The organism is Amycolatopsis sp. cg5, from assembly GCF_041346955.1.
In the GTDB taxonomy this organism is placed as follows: domain Bacteria; phylum Actinomycetota; class Actinomycetes; order Mycobacteriales; family Pseudonocardiaceae; genus Amycolatopsis.
Genome location: NZ_CP166849.1, coordinates 6880211 through 6896602 on the forward strand (window position 1 = coordinate 6880211; position 16392 = coordinate 6896602).

Consider the following 16392-nt stretch of genomic DNA (forward strand, 5'->3'; position numbering starts at 1 on the left):
ACCAAACGGCGGCTTCGCGGGCATCACCCGTTGTGCTTTCCTACAAAGGCCATGACGACTGTGAAGACTCTGCTGGACATCCCCGCGTTACGCCTGCGGGTCCGCGCGGGCGGCGACCTGCTCGACCGGGCCGTGACCAGGATCTACGGCACCGAACTCGCCGATCCCGGCCGCTACGTGTCGGCGGGCGAGTTCGTGCTCAGCGGCCTGCTCTGGTGGAAACGACCAGGCGACGCCGAACCGTTCGTCGCCGCGCTGGCCACCGCGGGCGCGGCCGCGCTCGCCGCGTCGGGCGCCGACACCGGCGGCATACCCGGCGACCTCATCGAGGCCTGCGACCGGCACCGCATCCCGCTGCTGGAGGCGCCTGCCGACCTGTCGTTCGCGGTGATCACCGAGCGCGTGGTGCTCGCGCTCGCCGCCGGTTCGCAGAGCGCGCGCAAACGTCTGCTCTCCATCGCGGCCGAAGACGCCTCGCTCGACGCGCTGGTCGAGCACGGTTCGGCCGAGCTGGGCGCGCCGTGCTGGGTCCTGTCCGCGACCGGGCGCGTGGTCGCGGGGTCCGGCGACACCCCGCCGGTGAGCGCGCTGGTGCGGCGGTTCGTCGCCGCGCGCGGCCTGCCGACGCACGTCGACGACCACGAGCTGACCCCGATCGGCGGCCGCCACGCGGTGCCGTGGCTGCTGGCCGTGCGCCGCGACCTGGTCCCGTCGGCCCACGACGTCATCGACGAGCTGGCCGGGCTGATCGGCCTCGCCAGGTCACGCGACGAGGAGGTCCGCCGCGTCTCCGACCGCATCGCCGAGCCGTTGATCGAGCTGCTCGCGGGCAGCGGCGACCCGGCGGGCACGCTCCCGTCGAGCGGGCTGTCCGGCACCGTCCGGGTGCTCGTCGCCCGCACCCCCGACGCGCACGAGGGCCGCGGCCTGCTCGCCGACCTGCTCGCCGGGCACCCCGGCCGGGTGCTGCTCGGCGAATCCGGCGAAGACGCCTACGCCCTCATCGAGGACCATCCGTCCTGGCCTGCCGACTGGACTTCGGCGGCGCGGCGCTCGCTGTCCACTGTGGAGCCACTGCTGCTGGCGTCACGGGTGCTGATCGGCATCGGCGGCCCGGCCCCGCTCTCCGCGCTGCGCGGCGCGAGCGAGGAGGCCAGGCACGCGGTCACGGCGGCGGGCCTGCGGCCGGGAGTCGTCGAGGTCGTCGCGGGTGAGCAGGTCGGCATGCACCGGCTGCTGCTGGCCGGCGCGCCGGACGAGCTGCGCTCGGCGCTGCGGCAACGGGTGCTCGGCCCGCTGCTCGACTACGACACCGAGCAGCACGGCGACCTCGTGCACACGATCCGCGTGTACCTGGAGTGCTCGAGCTCGCCCGCCCGCGCGGCCAAGGCGCTCCACGTGCACGTCAACACCCTGCGCTACCGCGTCGCGAAGGCGTCGGAGCTGCTCGGCGTCGACCTGACCGAGTTCACGCACCAGGTCGACGTCTACCTGGCGCTCAAGGCCGAGTCTTAGCCCGAACGGCCGAATCGTCGCGACGCGGGCAACCCGCGTCACCCCGTCGAGCGTGCACAGGCCGACGTTGCACACATTCTTTGGGGAGACGCTGTGAACAGGGGAAAACGACTGCTGGGCGCGCTGGCGCTCGCACTGGCCGTTGCGGCCACCGCCCTCGGCTCCGCCCAGGCGGCGCCGGCGAAGGCGCCGAAGCTCAACGCCGCGGTCCTGATCCACAACGCGGCCACGGGATTGTGCGTCGACCTGCCCGACCTCGGTCCCGGTGAGCCCGACGGCCCGGTCAACCAGTGGTACTGCAGGCCGACCGGCGACAACCAGTACTTCACGATCCAGCCGTCGGGGTCCGACGCGGACGGCAAGCCGTTCTACCGGATCGTCAACACCTCGGACGGCCTCTGCCTCGACCTGCCGTACTACGACGCGCAATGGCCGGGCACCGATGTCAGCGAGTACCACTGCCTGGCCAACGACAACCAGGACTGGTACCTGGACCCGCGTCCCAATGACACGGTTCACATCCGCAACGTGAAGTCCACGGACCAGTGCCTGGACGTCCCCGGCTACGGCGATGGCGGCCCCGACGCACGACTGGGCATCTACACCTGCAGCGACAACGACGACCACGAATGGTGGTTCGGCTGAGCGACCCCGTGCGGTGCCTCGGTCACCTGGCGAGCATGTCCTCGGTGACCACCCAGAGCCGCTCGGCGGCTTCGGGGTCGAGCGCGTAGGCGGCGACGCCGCGCGGCGAGCCCGGCTGGTTCGGCTCGGCCTCATTGCAGTCCTCGAAGTACTTGCCGCCGATGCCGTCCAGCAGCGGCGAGGTCGCGAGGAGCACCGAAGTAGCGGCGCCCTGCTCGGTCGTCTTCCAGGGACGCAGCTCGGAGCCCGCGGCCGCGCGCAGCCTGGCGATCTCGTCGGGGTCGACGTGGCGCTGCAGCGCGGTCTGGATCGAGCCTGGCATCAGCGCGTTGACGGTGATGCCGTCGTCGGCCCAGCGCCGCGTCGCCTCGACGGCGAAGAGCACGTTCGCGGTCTTGGACTGGCCGTACGCCGACCAGGCCTCGTACTCGCGCTCGCGGAAGTGGATGTCGTCGAAGACGATGCCCGACCGCAGGTGCGCGCTCGAACTGACGGCGACGACACGCGCCCCGTCCGCGGCGGCGAGCGCCCGGTGCAGCCCCTTGGCCAGCGTGAAGTGGCCGAGGTGGTTCGTGGCGAACTGCAGTTCCCACCCTTCCGGCGTCCGGGTCTCCGGCGTCGCCATCACCCCCGCGTTGTTGACGAGGATGTCCAGCGGCCCGTCCCAGCCCGCGGTGAACGCGGCCACCGAAGCCTGGTCACCGAGGTCGAGATGCGCGACCAGCACCCCCTTGCCGATCTCGTCGGCGACCCGGTTGCCCGCGTCGAGGTTGCGCACGGCCAGCGTCACCTCGGCGCCCGCGCCCGCGAGTGCCCGCGCGGTCTCGACGCCGATACCCGACGCGCCGCCGGTGACGATCGCCCGGCGCCCGGTGAGGTCGACGCCTTCGATGACCTCCGCGGCGGTCGACGCGTAGCCGAAGTTGATGCTCAGAGTCATGACGGTTCCTATCCGGTAAGCTAAGCGGAGGTTCCTCCGTTACGCTCCCCACCATAACCGGAGGAGCCTCCGCTTAGCAACTCCGGGAGGAACCACGTGCGTGCCGACGCCCAGCGCAACCGCGACCGCCTGGTCGAAACCGCGGCGCGCGCGTTCGCCGACAATGACCCCGACGTGACCCTCGACGCCATCGCGAAAGAGGCGGGCGTCGGCATCGGCACCCTCTACCGCCACTTCCCCACCCGCGAAGCCCTGGTCGAAGCGGCCTACCGCAGCGAACTCGCGAAGCTGTGCGACGCCGTCCCGGAACTGCTCGAGAACATGGCCCCCGACAAGGCGATGCGCGAGTGGATGAACCGCTTCTTCGACTACATGGCCACCAAGCGCGTCATGGGCGACGCGCTGCGCGCGGTCGTCGCGTCCGGCGGCAACCCGTTCTCGGAGAGCCGGGGCAAGCTCACCGCCGCGATCTCGGCCTTGCTGCGCGCGAGCGCCGGAAAGCTGCGCCAGGACGTCGATCCGGGCGACGTGCTCGTCGGCATGGCCGGGATCTCGCTCGCCTCGGCCGAAACCGACCAGTCGCGGCGCGCGTTCGACCTGCTGATGGACGGCCTCCGCTACGGCGCCTGACCGCCGGCCAAGCGGACCATGAATGTTGCTGAGGGGAAACGCAAAGGTGGCGTGATCATCGACTCGACGTGGGGGTCGTGAGTGTTTAGACCGGTTAGAACCGGCCGTACCACTCACGACCCCCACAGCAACCCAGGCCTGCCGCGGGCGAGTGGAACCTTTGCTGCGTCAGATGCAGCAAAGGCTCCACTCGCCCACCACGTTTGCCCCTTCCGGCCAATAACCGGTCGCACCACGCCCCCAGCCTCAAGGTCAAGCAAGTTGACCGAGGAGGATTTGAGACGTCAACCGGCTTGACCCTTTGCCGCAGATGGTCAGCCGCAGTGAATGGAAGAGGCTGGCCGCACAACGTCCAGGCTCCTCGATTCGCGCAGATCAACTCGGCCTACCCGCATACAAGAACCGGCTACATGAAGATCTTGACCAGCTGATCTTGACCATCCGGATCGCGCAAGACCACCTGCTTGCCCGAGCGCAACTCGGCGTCGACGAACTCGTAGATCATCAGCGCGCGGTTGACCAGGTCGACCTTCTTCATTCCCGTGCGCTCTTGAAGCTTGCCCATCGCTTCGACCGCCTCGGCGATCAGCGCGACATTGACGCGATCGACGACGGCCGGCCGCCCGGTCGCCGTGTCCTCAACCGATGGCATGCCACTCCTTCCCGACGCTCTCTGTCCCCACTATGGCAGACAAACCACCTAGTCACCACATTTTCCGCAGCGAATATGTGTCGAATAGGTTGCGCATCCTGTGACGCCGGTCATACAGTGATGGAGTGTTCGCTCAGCCGGAGCGACGGGGCGCCGCCCAGGACGGGGGCGCTTGAAAGGAGGTGAGACCTTGACAAAAGGGAAGACGGCAACGATTCGAGCCCCGTAAGGGCCGAACACAAGGCATGGGAAGCGAGACCACCGCTTCTCGATGTCACGACTGCGGTCGTACGAATATCCGCACCCTGCCATCAACGACCGGGGAGCGGCGCAGCCGCGATTGGCGCCATGGGGGTGGCCGAGCCGCGGCACACACAGTGGTCCCCAGCGCGCCGAGCCCACCCGGGGCTCGCCTGACTGGGTGCAGGAAGGGCACTTCACCATGGGTGCCGATGTATCGGGACCGGAAAACTCCGGATCCCATGAGGTAACGCTGGGCTGGGACGAAGTGCCTACCCAGTTCGCGCGCGTGCGGATCGAGACGTCGGACGTGAAGACCGAAATGGTCCTGCCATCCAGTCAAACCCGTCGACTTCTGTGCACGATCATCAACGCGCTGGTCGCGGTCGGGGCCATCATCAGCCCCGCGCTCACCTTCAAGGCGGTTCCCGCCGCCTTGCCGACATGGGCGACGGTCGCGACGATCGCAGGCCAGTTCTTCGTGCTGGCGGTCGTCGCCACAACCGTACGAGGCCGAGATGAGCCCGCCGACACATAGCGGGCAGCAGCGAGGGGGCGTCATTTCGACGCCCCCTTTGCCACGCGTTTCGGCAATGGCACACGAAACGGTCAATCCCGCGCCGGCGCGGCAATCTGCCCCGACACCTGGCGCCGGTTCGCCGTCTGATACTTACGTGGCCTAGACCACAGGCACCACTCGATCAGGCGATGCGCGCACCCCCAATATCGCGGTAATAGTGGCATATGACAACAGCCACTGTCCGCCGGCTCCAAGTCGGCCAAGTACTCCGGACACTCCGCGAATCCGCCGGGTTCGGGCTCGATCAGGCCGGGAAGATCATCGGCAAGAGCGCCAGCTCGATGAGCCGGATCGAGCGCGGGATCACCGGCCTGCCACCGCATTCGCTCAAGAAGATCACCGCTTCGCTCGGCGCGGCCGCCTGTCAGGACGTCGATGTCGACTGGGTGCTCGAACTCGGGCGGGGCAGCCAGGAACGCGGGCGCTGGTCCGGGTACCGGCGCGTCTACGACAAGCACGCCCGGATGGCGATCGACCTCGAGGAGGACTCCTCGGTGGTCAAGACCTACTGCCACGAAAGGATTCCCGACCTGCTGCAAGCCGAAAGCTACCTGCGTGCCCAGCTGCCCAGGGAAACCGCGGACGACGTCGTCGAAGCCCGGCTCGAACGGCAATGGATCCTGACCAGGAACGACCCGGCCGAGCTGCGTTTCGTGCTGTCGGAGTCGGCGCTGCGGCGCATGGTCGGGGATCGGGAGGTGATGCGGGCGCAGCTGGCCCATCTCGCCAGGACCATGCTGTTCGCGCACGTCCAAGTCCAGGTGCTGCCGTTCCGGGCCCGCACCGCGCCGCGGGCGAGCTACGACTTCCAGCTGTTCCGCATCCCCTCGCCCACGCCCGCCGGTCTGCTGCGGTTCGTCTACCGGGAGAGCTACACGGACGGCCACTATCTCGACGAGCAGCCGCATCTCGACGCGTACGACGACCTCTGGCGGCGGCTGACGGCCGCCGCGCTCGGGCCGGAGGACTCGCGGGACTTCGTGCTCAGAGTGGCGGGCGAATACCTGTGAGGACGCCGAACCTATACTCGCCGCATGTCCCAGGGAGCCGCTGATCATGGGTAAGAAGAACCGGCAGCGGCAGGCCGCGAAACCGAAGCAGTCCGCCTTCTGGACCGCGCAGCGGCAGCAGCCGTCGGCCGACGACATCGGCAACGTGATCATCACGGCCGCCGCGGACACGGTGCGCGGCAACACCAGTGCCGCCAAGGAATGCGCGAACGCGCTGGCGCGCACCGACGAGCTGACGCCGTTGCTGCAACGGGCCGCGGGCCTCGCGGGCCAGCACATCGTCACGCGGGTGTTCCGCAACGGCTGGCTGCCCGCCGACATCCACGAGGCGGCGCGGCGCGACGTGGACCAGTTCGCCGTCGCCTACCTGCTCGATGTGATCGCCGAGTACCTGCTGCCGTTCGCACCGGCCACGGTGGACGAGACCTGGCGCGCGCAGGCCGCCGAGCTGGAGATCGCCGCGTGGTGGTCGCGGTCGGAGCCGCATCTCGGGCAGTGGGCGGCGAAACACATCCTCACCGCCGTCGAAACGCTGATCACGGTCATCGAAGCGCTCGCGCTGCTGATCAAGCTGCCTCAGCTGGAACTGATCCGCCCGCTGCCCGGCGCCGCCGTGCCGAGGGCGCACAAGCACCACAACGTCGACGAGAAGATGCTCGCCCGGGTGCGCGGCCTGCTCGCGAAGGCCGAGTCGACCGGCTTCCCGGAAGAGGCCGAGGCGTTGTCGGCCAAGGCGCAGGAACTCATGACCCGGCACGCGCTCGACCGGGTGCTCGTCGAAGCGGACGCCGACACCGAGGACCTGCCCAGCGCGCGCAGGCTTTGGCTGGACACGCCCTACGTCGACGCGAAGGCGATGCTCGCCGACGCGGTCGCGCGGGCGAACCGGTGCAAGCTGATCTTCTCGCAGTGGGGATTCGTCACGATCGTCGGCGACGAGAACGACCTCGACGCCGTCGAGTTGCTGACCACCTCGCTGCTGGTGCAGGCGACGCGCGCGATGGTCGCGAGCGGGAAGCAGAGCTCGACGCGGTCACGGTCGTTCCGGCAGTCGTTCCTGGTCGCGTACGCCACGCGGATCGGGGAACGGCTCACGAAGGCGACCGAGGCGACGATCGCCGAATCCGCCGACGCCGGACGGCTGCTGCCCGTGCTCGCCTCGCATCAGGCCAAGGTCGACAAGGTCTTCGACACGATGTTCCCCACCGTGCGCGGCAAAAGCGTCTCCGTCGGCAGCGGTGAGGGCTGGCACGCCGGCCTCGCCGCCGCCGACCGCGCGCAGCTCGACGCCCGGCGGCCGATCAAGGGGTCGTGAGCCTGCGCGCGTAGCCGTCCAGCGCCGGGCGGCCGAACGCCGACTCGCTCTCGTCCAGCGCGCCACAATCCAAGCCTCGCAACAGATACGTCGCGAGCGCCTGCGCGGTGGCCGGTTCGTCGAGTATGCCGCTCGACGCCCGGTCCGCGTAGGCCTTCAGCCGCTGCGAGGCGGCCGGGAAACCTTCTCGGAAGAACGCGTACGTCGCGGCGAACCGCGTCGGCAGCTGGTGCGGGTGCAGGTCCCAGCCCTGGTAGAAACCCCGCTCCAGCGAACGCCGCACGAGGCGCAGATGTTCGTGCCAGGCAGGCAGAACCTGGTCGCCGACCGGCAGCTTGTTCGTCGAGCCGTCGGACAGCCTGACCCCGGTGCCCGCCGCCGCGACCTGCATGAACTGCTTCGCGAAATCGGCGGCCGGGTGCTCCATGCTCTGGTACTCGGCGCTGATGCCGAGGCCCGCGCTGTAGTCGTACGTGCCGTAGTGCAGGCCGGAGCACCGGCCACCGGCGGCCTGGATGATCCGCGCCACCGACACGGTCCCGTCCGTGCCGAGAATCGACTGCGCCGTCTCGATCTGGACCTCGAACCGCAACTCGCCCTCGGGCAGGCCGTACGCGGATTCCAAGCGCCCCAGCACTTCCGCGCAAGCCGCGACCTGCTCGACCGCGGTCACCTTCGGCAGCGTGACGACGAAACCTTGCGGCAGCGGGCCGCTTTCCAGCAAGCCGGAGAGGAAGAGATCGAGTGTGCGAATACCCCGTCGCCGGGTCGCCTGCTCGAAGCTCTTGAACCGGATGCCGACGAACGGCGTCCCGCCGGTGACGGCCAGCGTGCGGCCCGCGGCGACCGCGTCCTTGTCCTCGACGTCGTCGCCGGGCTTGCCGTAGCCGTCCTCGAAGTCGATCCGCAGATCCTCGATCGGCTCCATCAGCAGTTTCGTGCGCACCCGCTCGAAAACCGCTTCGTCGAGCCCGAGCGCTTCGCCCTGCTCCATGAACACGCGCATCGCCTGCTTGCCCCAGTCCGCGACGAGGCGCGTCCGGTACTGCGAAGCGGGCACGTACACGGTGTGCACTGGCCGGCGGCCGGACGGCTCGCCGGGGTACCGCGCCGCCACCCGCGCGTCCGCCTCGACCAGGCGGGCGTCGGCGGCGGCGTAGACATCTTCAGCGAGCCGTCCGTCCATGGGGCTTACTTGATCCGTTCGTATGCGGGCAGCGTCAGGAAGTCCGGGAACTCCTCGGCCAGCGCGACCTGCTCGAACAGCTCGACCGCCGGGTCGAGCAGATCGGCCGCGATCTGCGTGGCGAGATCGGCGCGGACCTCGTCGAGCACACTACGCACCAAGGATTCGGTGACCACATCGCCGGTGTCGAGCTTGACGCCGTTGCGCACCCACTGCCAGATCTGCGAGCGCGAGATCTCGGCGGTGGCCGCGTCCTCCATCAGGTTGTGGATGGCCGCGGCGCCGTTGCCGGACAGCCACGAAGCGATGTAGCGGATGCCGACGTCGACGGCCGCGCGCAGACCGGCCGCGGTCGCGCCGCCCTCGGTCGACGCCACGTCGAGCAACTGGTCGGCGGTGACGCGGACCTCGTCACGGGTCCGGTCGAGCTGGTTCGGCTTGTCGCCGAGCACCTTGTCGAACTCTTCGCGGCAGATGTCGACCATGCCGGGGTGCGCGACCCACGAACCGTCGAAACCGTCGCCGGCCTCGCGGCTCTTGTCGTTACGGACCTTGTCCAGCGCGGCCGCGGTGACTTCCGGGTCGTTGCGGTTCGGGATGAACGCGGCCATGCCGCCGATCGCGAACGCGCCGCGCTTGTGGCAGGTGCGCACCAGCAGCTCGGTGTAGGCACGCATGAACGGCGCGGTCATGGTGACCGAGTTGCGGTCCGGCAGCACGAACTTCTCGCCGGCGTCACGGAAGTACTTGATCATGCTGAACAGGTAGTCCCAGCGCCCGGCGTTGAGGCCCGACGCGTGCTCGCGCAGTTCGTAGAGGATTTCTTCCATCTCGAACGCGGCCGGGATGGTCTCGATCAGCACGGTCGCGCGGACGGTGCCGTGCTCGACGCCCAGCGTCTTCTCCGCGTGGGTGAACACGTCGTTCCACAGCCGCGCCTCGAGGTGGCTTTCCATCTTCGGCAGGTAGAAGTACGGGCCGCTGCCGCGATGCAGCAGTTCCTTGGCGTTGTGGAAGAAGTGCAGCCCGAAGTCGACCAGCGCGCCGACGGCCTTGCGCCCGCCGAAGGTCAGGTTCCGCTCGTCGAGGTGCCAGCCACGCGGGCGGACCACGATGGTGGCGTGCTCGACGTCGTCGCGCAGCGCGTAGCTCTTGCCGCCGCTTTCCAGCGTGATCGTGCCGCGGATGGCGTCGTAGAGGTTGACCTGGCCGGAGACCACGTTCGCCCAGTGCGGGGTGTTGGCGTCCTCGAGGTCGGCGAGCCACACCTTGGCACCGGAGTTCAGCGCGTTGATGGTCATCTTGCGATCGGTCGGCCCGGTGATCTCGACACGACGGTCCCGCAGCCGCGCCGGCGCCTCGGCGACGCGCCAGTCACCCTCACGCACCTCACGCGTCTCGGGCAGGAAGTCCAGCTTGCCGGTGCGCTTCGCCTCCTCGCGACGCTTGCCGCGGGCGAGCAGCAGCTCGTCGCGCCGCGCCGCGAAGGCGTCATGCAGACCGGCGAGGAAGTCGAGCGCTTCCGGCGTCAGTATCTCGTCGCCACGGTCGACGGATTCTCCGAGCACCTGGACTTCAGACATGCGAAACACCTCAAAGGACTCTCGTAGGTTTCTACATCCCAGACTATAGTTTCCGCATGGCGGAGAAGTCGAGTGGTGTGCAGTCGCTGGAGCGAACCTTCTCCCTGCTCGAACGACTGGCCGACGCGGGCGGCGAGGCCAGCATTTCCGAGCTCGCGGCCCTGTCCGGGCTGCCCATGCCCACCATCCACCGCCTCATCCGCACCCTCGTCAGCCTCGGATATGTGCGTCAGAACACCAACCGCCGCTACGCGCTCGGCGCCCGCCTCATCCGCCTCGGCGAGCACGCGAGCATGCAGTTCGGCACGGCCGCGCGCCCGCTTTTGGCGGAACTGGTCGAGGAGGTCGGCGAAACGGCCAACCTGGCGGTGCTGGAGCGTGACGAGGTCGTCTACGTCGCCCAAGTGCCGTCGAAGCACTCGATGCGGATGTTCACCGAGGTCGGCCGCCGCGTGCTCCCGCACGGCACGGGCGTCGGCAAGGCGATCCTGGCGCAGATGCCGGTCGACGACGTGCGCGAACTGCTCCAGCGCACGGGGATGCCGCCGTACACGGAGCACACGTTCACGGACGCCGACGCGTTGATCGAGCACTTGGCTTTGGTGCGTGAGCAGGGCTACGCGGTGGATGAGAACGAGCAGGAGATCGGGGTGCGCTGCGTGGCCGTGGCGATCCCGGGCGCGCCGACTCCTGCCGCGGTCTCGGTTTCGGGACCTTCGGGACGACTCACTTTGGACGCGGTGGAACGCATCGCGCCTGCCGTCCGGCGCGCCGCAGCCGCCCTGACAAGTGGACTTATCCACTAGCCCGTAGTCTTGTCGAATCACGGGAGGTTCGACAATGCCGGGCTGGGTTTCGCTCGCCTTCACTTGCGGCGGGAAGTGGGAGTGGTACCACCACGAAGGACTGAACGTTCCGATCGCCGAAGTCAGAGATCATGCGGCCATCATCGAGGCGGCAGAGGGCCCCGACGCGGCAAGGGACTTCAGATCGCTGATCAAGGTCAAACTGGACCGAGCCCAGCGGGGCGAATTGACCGAGCCCGACGACGGCCGCCCCCGTCTCCAGCGCCAGCCGGGGCGCTCAGCCTGGTCGACGAGCACGGCGAACCCGTGACCCTGCAGGCCGGTGATGGCCCGATGATCGTTAGGACGAAGGTGACGGTCAACGCCCAAGAGGACGTCCGCCCCGACGCTCCCGCCACCGCACCCTTCGCCGTCAACATCGGGCCGGGCTTGCCGCTCGAGCCTGGACGCCGCTACACCGGGCAAGCAAGTATCGACTACCGCACGGACGCCACCTGGTCCACGGCTTTCATCACGAGGCAAAAGTGAGTAAGGCCGAACAGACAGACCACGACAAACCCAAAGCGTCGCACCAACCCCTTACAGGTATCCATGAGTTCCAGGTGCAGATGCGCGAGTTCGAAGCACAGGTGGGCGGATCAGCGCCCAGATTCAAACCCTGATCGACAGGAAGTAGCCCTATAACGACAAGTGGTCGTGAGTGGTAAGGCCGGTTAGAACCCAATGCCGGGTAGTTAAGACTCGGCTTGCGTTGTCACATCGACGCGTGGGCACGCGAAACCCGAGTTTGGGCCATCCACTGGCCCAAACTCGGGTTTCGCAACAGTCGGACCACCGTCAACGGCCGAAATATCTTATTTGCCCGCTTTTCGAGTGGGGATGGACGTAGTGAGCGGGGCGTATGCAACGTTGAGCGTTGTGAACGCCCCGTTCACAACGCTCAGTCGTCCATGCGGCACCCGCCGAGCGGCGACTTGACCAACCGGCCCGATCCTTAGCTACCCGGCATTGGGTTAGAACCGGCAAAAACACTCACGACCACTTCGCGCCACCTTCGACGGGCTTCTAGCCGAGCAGTGCGTCCACGAAGGCCCCCGGCTCGAACGGCGCCAGGTCGTCAGGCCCCTCACCCAGGCCGACCAGCTTGACCGGGACACCGAGCTCACGCTGCACCTGGAACACGATCCCGCCCTTCGCGGTCCCGTCCAGCTTCGTCAGCACAATGCCGGTCACGTCGATGACCTCGGAGAACACCCGCGCCTGCATCAGGCCGTTCTGGCCCGTCGTCGCGTCGAGCACGAGCAGGACCTCGTCGACCTTCGCGAGCTTCTCGACGACGCGTTTGACCTTGCCGAGTTCGTCCATCAGGCCGGTCTTGGTGTGCAGGCGGCCGGCGGTGTCGATGAGCACGGTGTCGACGGTCTGGTCGATGCCGCGCTTGACGGCGTCGAAGGCGACTGCGGCCGGGTCGGCGCCTTCCTTGCCGCGGACGACTTCGGCGCCGACGCGCTCGGCCCAGGTCTGGAGCTGGTCGGCGGCGGCGGCGCGGAAGGTGTCGGCCGCGCCGAGGACGACCGAGTTGCCCTGGGCCACCAGGACGCGGCCGAGTTTGCCGGTGGTGGTGGTCTTGCCGGTGCCGTTGACGCCGGCGACCAGCACCACGGCGGGCTGCTTCTGGCCGTCGACCACGTGCGGGAGCGCGCGGACGGCGCGGTCGCGCTCGGTCGAGAGCGTGGAGGTCAGGACCTCGTGCAACACGGCACGGGCGTCTTCGGAGGTGCGGACGGCGCGGCGGGAAAGCTCGTCGCGCAGCCTGGCGACGATTTCGCCGGTGAGGGTGGCGCCGAGGTCGGCGACGAGCAGGGTGTCTTCGACTTCCTGCCAGGAGTCTTCGTCGAGGTCACCGGCGCCGAGGAGACCGAGGAGGCCCTGGCCGAACATCGAGCGGGACTTGGACAGACGGCCGCGCAGGCGCTCGAGACGGCCCGTGGCCGGGTCGATCTCTTCGACCTTGGGCTCGGCGGGCTTTTCGGCTTCGGGGAGCACGACGTCGACGACCGTGCGCTGCGGCGAGTCCCTCGGGACGGCCGCGTCGTCGCCGACGGCGGGCTGGCCGTCGGTCTCGGGGCGGTCCTCGACCGGGTGTGCCTCGCCGCCGGGTGCCAGCGAGATGCCGCCGCCCGCCTGGTAGCCACCGCCCTTGGGTTTCTGCTCGACCTCGGTGGCGGCCTTGCTGTCCAGGCTGATGCGGCGCTTGCGCGCGATGATCAGGCCCGACACCAGTGCGACGACCAGCGCGAGTACGACTACGACGACGATCCAGAACCAGGGCGCGTTTGACACGGCCGCCATCTTCGCAGGTGCTCGCCCCCTCGTGCGCACCCACCGCTCCGCCAACGGATAACGATGTGTCACACCGTTGGGACAAGAGTCAACACCAGGGGTTGCGTCACGCGCTGTCGTGGACTAGACCACTCCGCGTGGTGGTGCCTACTTACGACGCCCTGCGGGTCGTCGGCCTGATCTCCGGCACGTCGATCGACGGGATCGACGTGGCGGCCGCCGAGTTGCGTGTCGATGGCGATCTGGTCGAACTCGTCCCGCTCGGCCATCGCGAACTCGAGTATCCCGAAGGGCTGCGGACGGACCTGCTCGCCGCGCTGCCGCCGAAGCAGTGCAGCGCCGCGATGCTGACCCAGCTCGACACCCGCGTCGGCCAGGCGTTCGCCGAGGCCGCCAGGATCGGTGTCAACCGGCTCGCCGGCGGGCACGCGCACGTCGTCGCGTCGCTCGGGCAGACCGTCTACCACTGGGTCGAGAACGGCGTCGCGCACGGCACGCTCCAGCTCGGCCAGCCCGCGTGGATCGCGGAGCGCACCGGGCTGCCGGTGGTGGCCGACTTCCGCGTCCGCGACATCGCGGCGGGCGGCCACGGCGCGCCGCTCGCGAGCACGCTCGACACGCTGTGGCTGCGTGAGCTCGCCGAGACGAACGGGCACGCGGTCGCCGGGCTGAACATCGGCGGGATCGCGAACGTGACGGTCGTCGAGCCGGGCGGCGAGACGCTGGCGTTCGACACCGGACCCGGCAACGCGCTGCTCGACATCGCCGCGACCGAGATGACCGGCGGCGAACTGCGCTGCGACATCGACGGCGTGCTCGCGAGCCGCGGTGTCGCCAGACTCGATCTGCTGGAACGGCTGCTGCGCGACTCCTACTACGAGCAGCCTGCGCCGAAGTCGACCGGCAAGGAGCATTTCCACGGCGATTACCTGCTCGCGGCGATGGCGGGCCTGCCGGAACTGTCCGGAGAGGACCTGCTCGCGACGCTCACCGAGCTGACCGCGACCACGATCGCCGAAGAATGTATGAGGTATTCGGTCAAAACAGTGGTGGCGTCCGGCGGAGGGGTGCAGAATCCCGCTCTCATGGGGGCATTGGTCAAGAATCTTCCGGGCACGGCGATCAAGACCAGCGACGAACTCGGATTGCCGAGCGTCGCCAAAGAGGCGTACCTGACCGCGCTGCTCGGCTGGCTCACCTGGACCGGGCAGCCCGCGAACCTGCCGTCGGCCACCGGCGCGACCGGTTTTCGTTTGCTGGGCAGCATTACGCCGGGCGACGGGCCACTGCTGCTGCCCACCCCCTTGTCCGAAAGCGTCACCCGTTTGCGGGTTTCCGGGGATACCGCCGAAAGGGTAGGAGAGTCGAATGCGCCCTCTTGATTTAGCGATCGTCATACTCTATTTGGCGGCGATGCCGCTGATCGGCGTACTGGTCGGCCGCAAACAGAAATCCGCTTCGGATTACTTCGTCGGTGAGCGCAGCCTGCCCTGGCCTGCCGTGATGCTCTCGGTGGTGGCGACGGAGACGTCGACGCTGACCGTCATCAGCACACCGGGCCTGGTGTTCGGCAACGGATTCCTGTTCCTGCAGCTGGCTTTCGGCTACATCATCGGCCGGACGATCGCGGCGCTCGTGCTGCTGCCGCGGTACTTCAGCGGCAACCTCGTGAGCGCGTACGAGTTCCTGGGCAAGCGTTTCGGCAAGGGGCTGCAGGGCACGGCCTCGCTGACCTTCGTGATCACCCGGCTGCTGGCCGAGGGTGTGCGCCTGTTCGCGGGCGCGATCCCGATCAAGTTCATCCTGGCGCACTACGGTATCCACCTGGACTACTGGGCGATCGTCGTCATCGTCACCGTGCTGACGCTGATCTACGCCTACGTCGGCGGGATCAAGGCGGTCGTCTGGGTCGACGTCATCCAGCTCACGCTGTACCTCGGCGGCGCGGCCGTCGCGGCGATCGTGCTGCTGAACAAGCTGCCGTCCGACTGGGCCAGCCAGGCTTCGGCCGACGGGAAGTTCATGCTCGTCGACTTCGGCAAGCACCTGCTGACCAGCCCGTACGCGTTCATCACCGCCGTGCTCGGTGGCGCCGCGCTGTCCATGGCCTCGCATGGCGCCGACCAGCTCATCGCCCAGCGCCTGCTGGCCACCCGTGGCCTGCGTGACGGGCAGAAGGCGCTGATCGGCAGCGGCATCTTCGTGACCATCCAGTTCGCGCTGTTCCTGCTCGTCGGCTCGATGCTCTGGGTATTCAACGGCCGCAAGACCACGACCCAGCTCGGCATGCAGAGCTCCGACGACGTGTTCACCCGCTTCATCATCGACGACCTGCCGGTCGGCGTGTCCGGCCTGCTGATCGCGGGTGTGCTCGCGTCGACCATGGGCGCGCTGGCTTCGGCGCTGAACGCGCTGTCGACCTCCACGGTGGCCGACCTGTACCAGCGCTTCACGCACAAATCGGCCGAAGATTCCAAGCTGCTCAGGCACGGTCGCTTGTGGACACTCATCTGGGCGGTCGTGTTCGCGGTCTTCGCTTCGATGTTCTCGACGACGAAGAACGCGGTCATCGAACTGGGGCTCGGCATCGTCGGCTACACCTACGGCGCGCTGCTGGGCGCGTTCCTGCTGGGCCTGCTGATCAAGAAGGCACGTCAGCTCGACGCGATCATCGCGTTCGTGGCGACCGTGGTCGGCATGGCCTTCGTGATCCTCGGCGTGAAGTTCAGCGCGAAGACGGGCGCGTTCATCGGCATCGACTTCAGCAAGGCGGCGGGCGACAAGGTCGCGCTGGCCTACCCCTGGTACACCCTGCTCGGCGTGGTGATCACGCTCGTCGTCGGCGGGCTGCTTTCCTTGCGCCACAAGACACCCGCGCCCCAACCCGAGGCAGAGCCAGAGGCCGAGGCGGCAGCCGCCTAGGGGATAAAGCGGGCTTTACTCCCGG

The 16392-nt window shown here is 68.4% G+C and carries 16 protein-coding genes; 11 read left to right on the forward strand and 5 right to left on the reverse strand.

From position 1 onward, the window contains the following. Positions 1-51: 51 nt before the first annotated feature. Both AB5J62_RS30730 and AB5J62_RS30735 read left to right on the forward strand, forming a co-directional pair. Complete coding sequence (locus AB5J62_RS30730) at positions 52-1515, forward strand: PucR family transcriptional regulator ligand-binding domain-containing protein (RefSeq protein ID WP_370943460.1); 1464 nt, start codon at positions 52-54, stop codon at positions 1513-1515. A 93-nt stretch (positions 1516-1608) separates the two neighbouring features. After that, positions 1609-2160, forward strand: coding sequence for an RICIN domain-containing protein (locus AB5J62_RS30735; protein WP_370943461.1), 552 nt, complete (start codon positions 1609-1611; stop codon positions 2158-2160). A gap of 22 nt (positions 2161-2182) precedes the next feature. Here AB5J62_RS30735 and AB5J62_RS30740 read toward each other — a convergent pair whose 3' ends face one another. Beyond that, positions 2183-3100, reverse strand: a complete 918-nt coding sequence (locus AB5J62_RS30740) for an SDR family NAD(P)-dependent oxidoreductase (RefSeq protein ID WP_370943462.1) — start codon at positions 3098-3100, stop codon at positions 2183-2185. Positions 3101-3196: 96 nt separating this feature from the next. Between AB5J62_RS30740 and AB5J62_RS30745 the strand changes: the two genes are divergently transcribed. Further along, positions 3197-3730, forward strand: coding sequence for a TetR/AcrR family transcriptional regulator (locus AB5J62_RS30745; RefSeq protein WP_370943463.1), 534 nt, complete (start codon positions 3197-3199; stop codon positions 3728-3730). Between the two features lie 406 nt (positions 3731-4136). Here AB5J62_RS30745 and AB5J62_RS30750 read toward each other — a convergent pair whose 3' ends face one another. Further along, positions 4137-4382 carry a hypothetical protein gene (locus tag AB5J62_RS30750; RefSeq protein WP_370943464.1) on the reverse strand — a complete coding sequence of 82 codons (246 nt, stop codon included), beginning with the start codon at positions 4380-4382 and terminating at the stop codon, positions 4137-4139. Between the two features lie 421 nt (positions 4383-4803). On the opposite strand from AB5J62_RS30750, the gene AB5J62_RS30755 reads away from it, so the two are divergent. From AB5J62_RS30755 to AB5J62_RS30765, 3 genes are all read left to right on the forward strand, one after another. Next, on the forward strand, positions 4804-5160 hold the full coding sequence (locus tag AB5J62_RS30755) for a hypothetical protein (protein WP_370943465.1): 357 nt from the start codon (positions 4804-4806) through the stop codon (positions 5158-5160). A 206-nt stretch (positions 5161-5366) separates the two neighbouring features. Next, on the forward strand, positions 5367-6212 hold the full coding sequence (locus tag AB5J62_RS30760) for a helix-turn-helix domain-containing protein (RefSeq protein ID WP_370943466.1): 846 nt from the start codon (positions 5367-5369) through the stop codon (positions 6210-6212). A gap of 46 nt (positions 6213-6258) precedes the next feature. Further along, the gene (locus tag AB5J62_RS30765) at positions 6259-7527 is read left to right on the forward strand and encodes a DUF2786 domain-containing protein (RefSeq protein WP_370943467.1); all 1269 of its coding nucleotides are present in this window, start codon (positions 6259-6261) and stop codon (positions 7525-7527) included. On the opposite strand, the gene AB5J62_RS30770 is transcribed toward AB5J62_RS30765, so the two are convergent. Then, positions 7514-8713 carry an aldolase gene (locus AB5J62_RS30770; RefSeq protein WP_370943468.1) on the reverse strand — a complete coding sequence of 400 codons (1200 nt, stop codon included), beginning with the start codon at positions 8711-8713 and terminating at the stop codon, positions 7514-7516. The genes AB5J62_RS30765 and AB5J62_RS30770 overlap by 14 nt on opposite strands. 5 nt (positions 8714-8718) lie before the next feature. Continuing rightward, on the reverse strand, positions 8719-10296 hold the full coding sequence (gene aceB / locus AB5J62_RS30775) for a malate synthase A (RefSeq protein ID WP_370943469.1): 1578 nt from the start codon (positions 10294-10296) through the stop codon (positions 8719-8721). Between the two features lie 56 nt (positions 10297-10352). Here aceB and AB5J62_RS30780 point away from each other — a divergent pair, with 56 nt between their 5' ends. Genes AB5J62_RS30780 through AB5J62_RS30790 form a run of 3 tightly spaced genes read left to right on the forward strand, consistent with a single transcriptional unit; the run spans position 10353 to position 11630 of the window. Continuing rightward, the gene (locus tag AB5J62_RS30780; protein ID WP_370943470.1) at positions 10353-11102 is read left to right on the forward strand and encodes an IclR family transcriptional regulator; all 750 of its coding nucleotides are present in this window, start codon (positions 10353-10355) and stop codon (positions 11100-11102) included. 34 nt (positions 11103-11136) lie between these two features. Continuing rightward, complete coding sequence (locus AB5J62_RS30785; RefSeq protein WP_370943471.1) at positions 11137-11412, forward strand: hypothetical protein; 276 nt, start codon at positions 11137-11139, stop codon at positions 11410-11412. Between the two features lie 23 nt (positions 11413-11435). Further along, positions 11436-11630 carry a hypothetical protein gene (locus AB5J62_RS30790; protein ID WP_370943472.1) on the forward strand — a complete coding sequence of 65 codons (195 nt, stop codon included), beginning with the start codon at positions 11436-11438 and terminating at the stop codon, positions 11628-11630. Between the two features lie 537 nt (positions 11631-12167). On the opposite strand, the gene ftsY is transcribed toward AB5J62_RS30790, so the two are convergent. Beyond that, positions 12168-13445: a signal recognition particle-docking protein FtsY gene (gene ftsY, locus AB5J62_RS30795; RefSeq protein ID WP_370943473.1), complete on the reverse strand. Its 1278-nt coding sequence runs from the start codon at positions 13443-13445 to the stop codon at positions 12168-12170. Between the two features lie 140 nt (positions 13446-13585). On the opposite strand from ftsY, the gene AB5J62_RS30800 reads away from it, so the two are divergent. Both AB5J62_RS30800 and AB5J62_RS30805 read left to right on the forward strand, forming a co-directional pair. Then, positions 13586-14827, forward strand: coding sequence for an anhydro-N-acetylmuramic acid kinase (locus tag AB5J62_RS30800; RefSeq protein ID WP_370950386.1), 1242 nt, complete (start codon positions 13586-13588; stop codon positions 14825-14827). Further along, positions 14814-16367, forward strand: coding sequence for a sodium:solute symporter (locus tag AB5J62_RS30805; RefSeq protein ID WP_370943474.1), 1554 nt, complete (start codon positions 14814-14816; stop codon positions 16365-16367). Before AB5J62_RS30800 ends, AB5J62_RS30805 begins: the two co-directional genes overlap by 14 nt. The last annotated feature ends 25 nt before the right edge of the window (positions 16368-16392 follow it).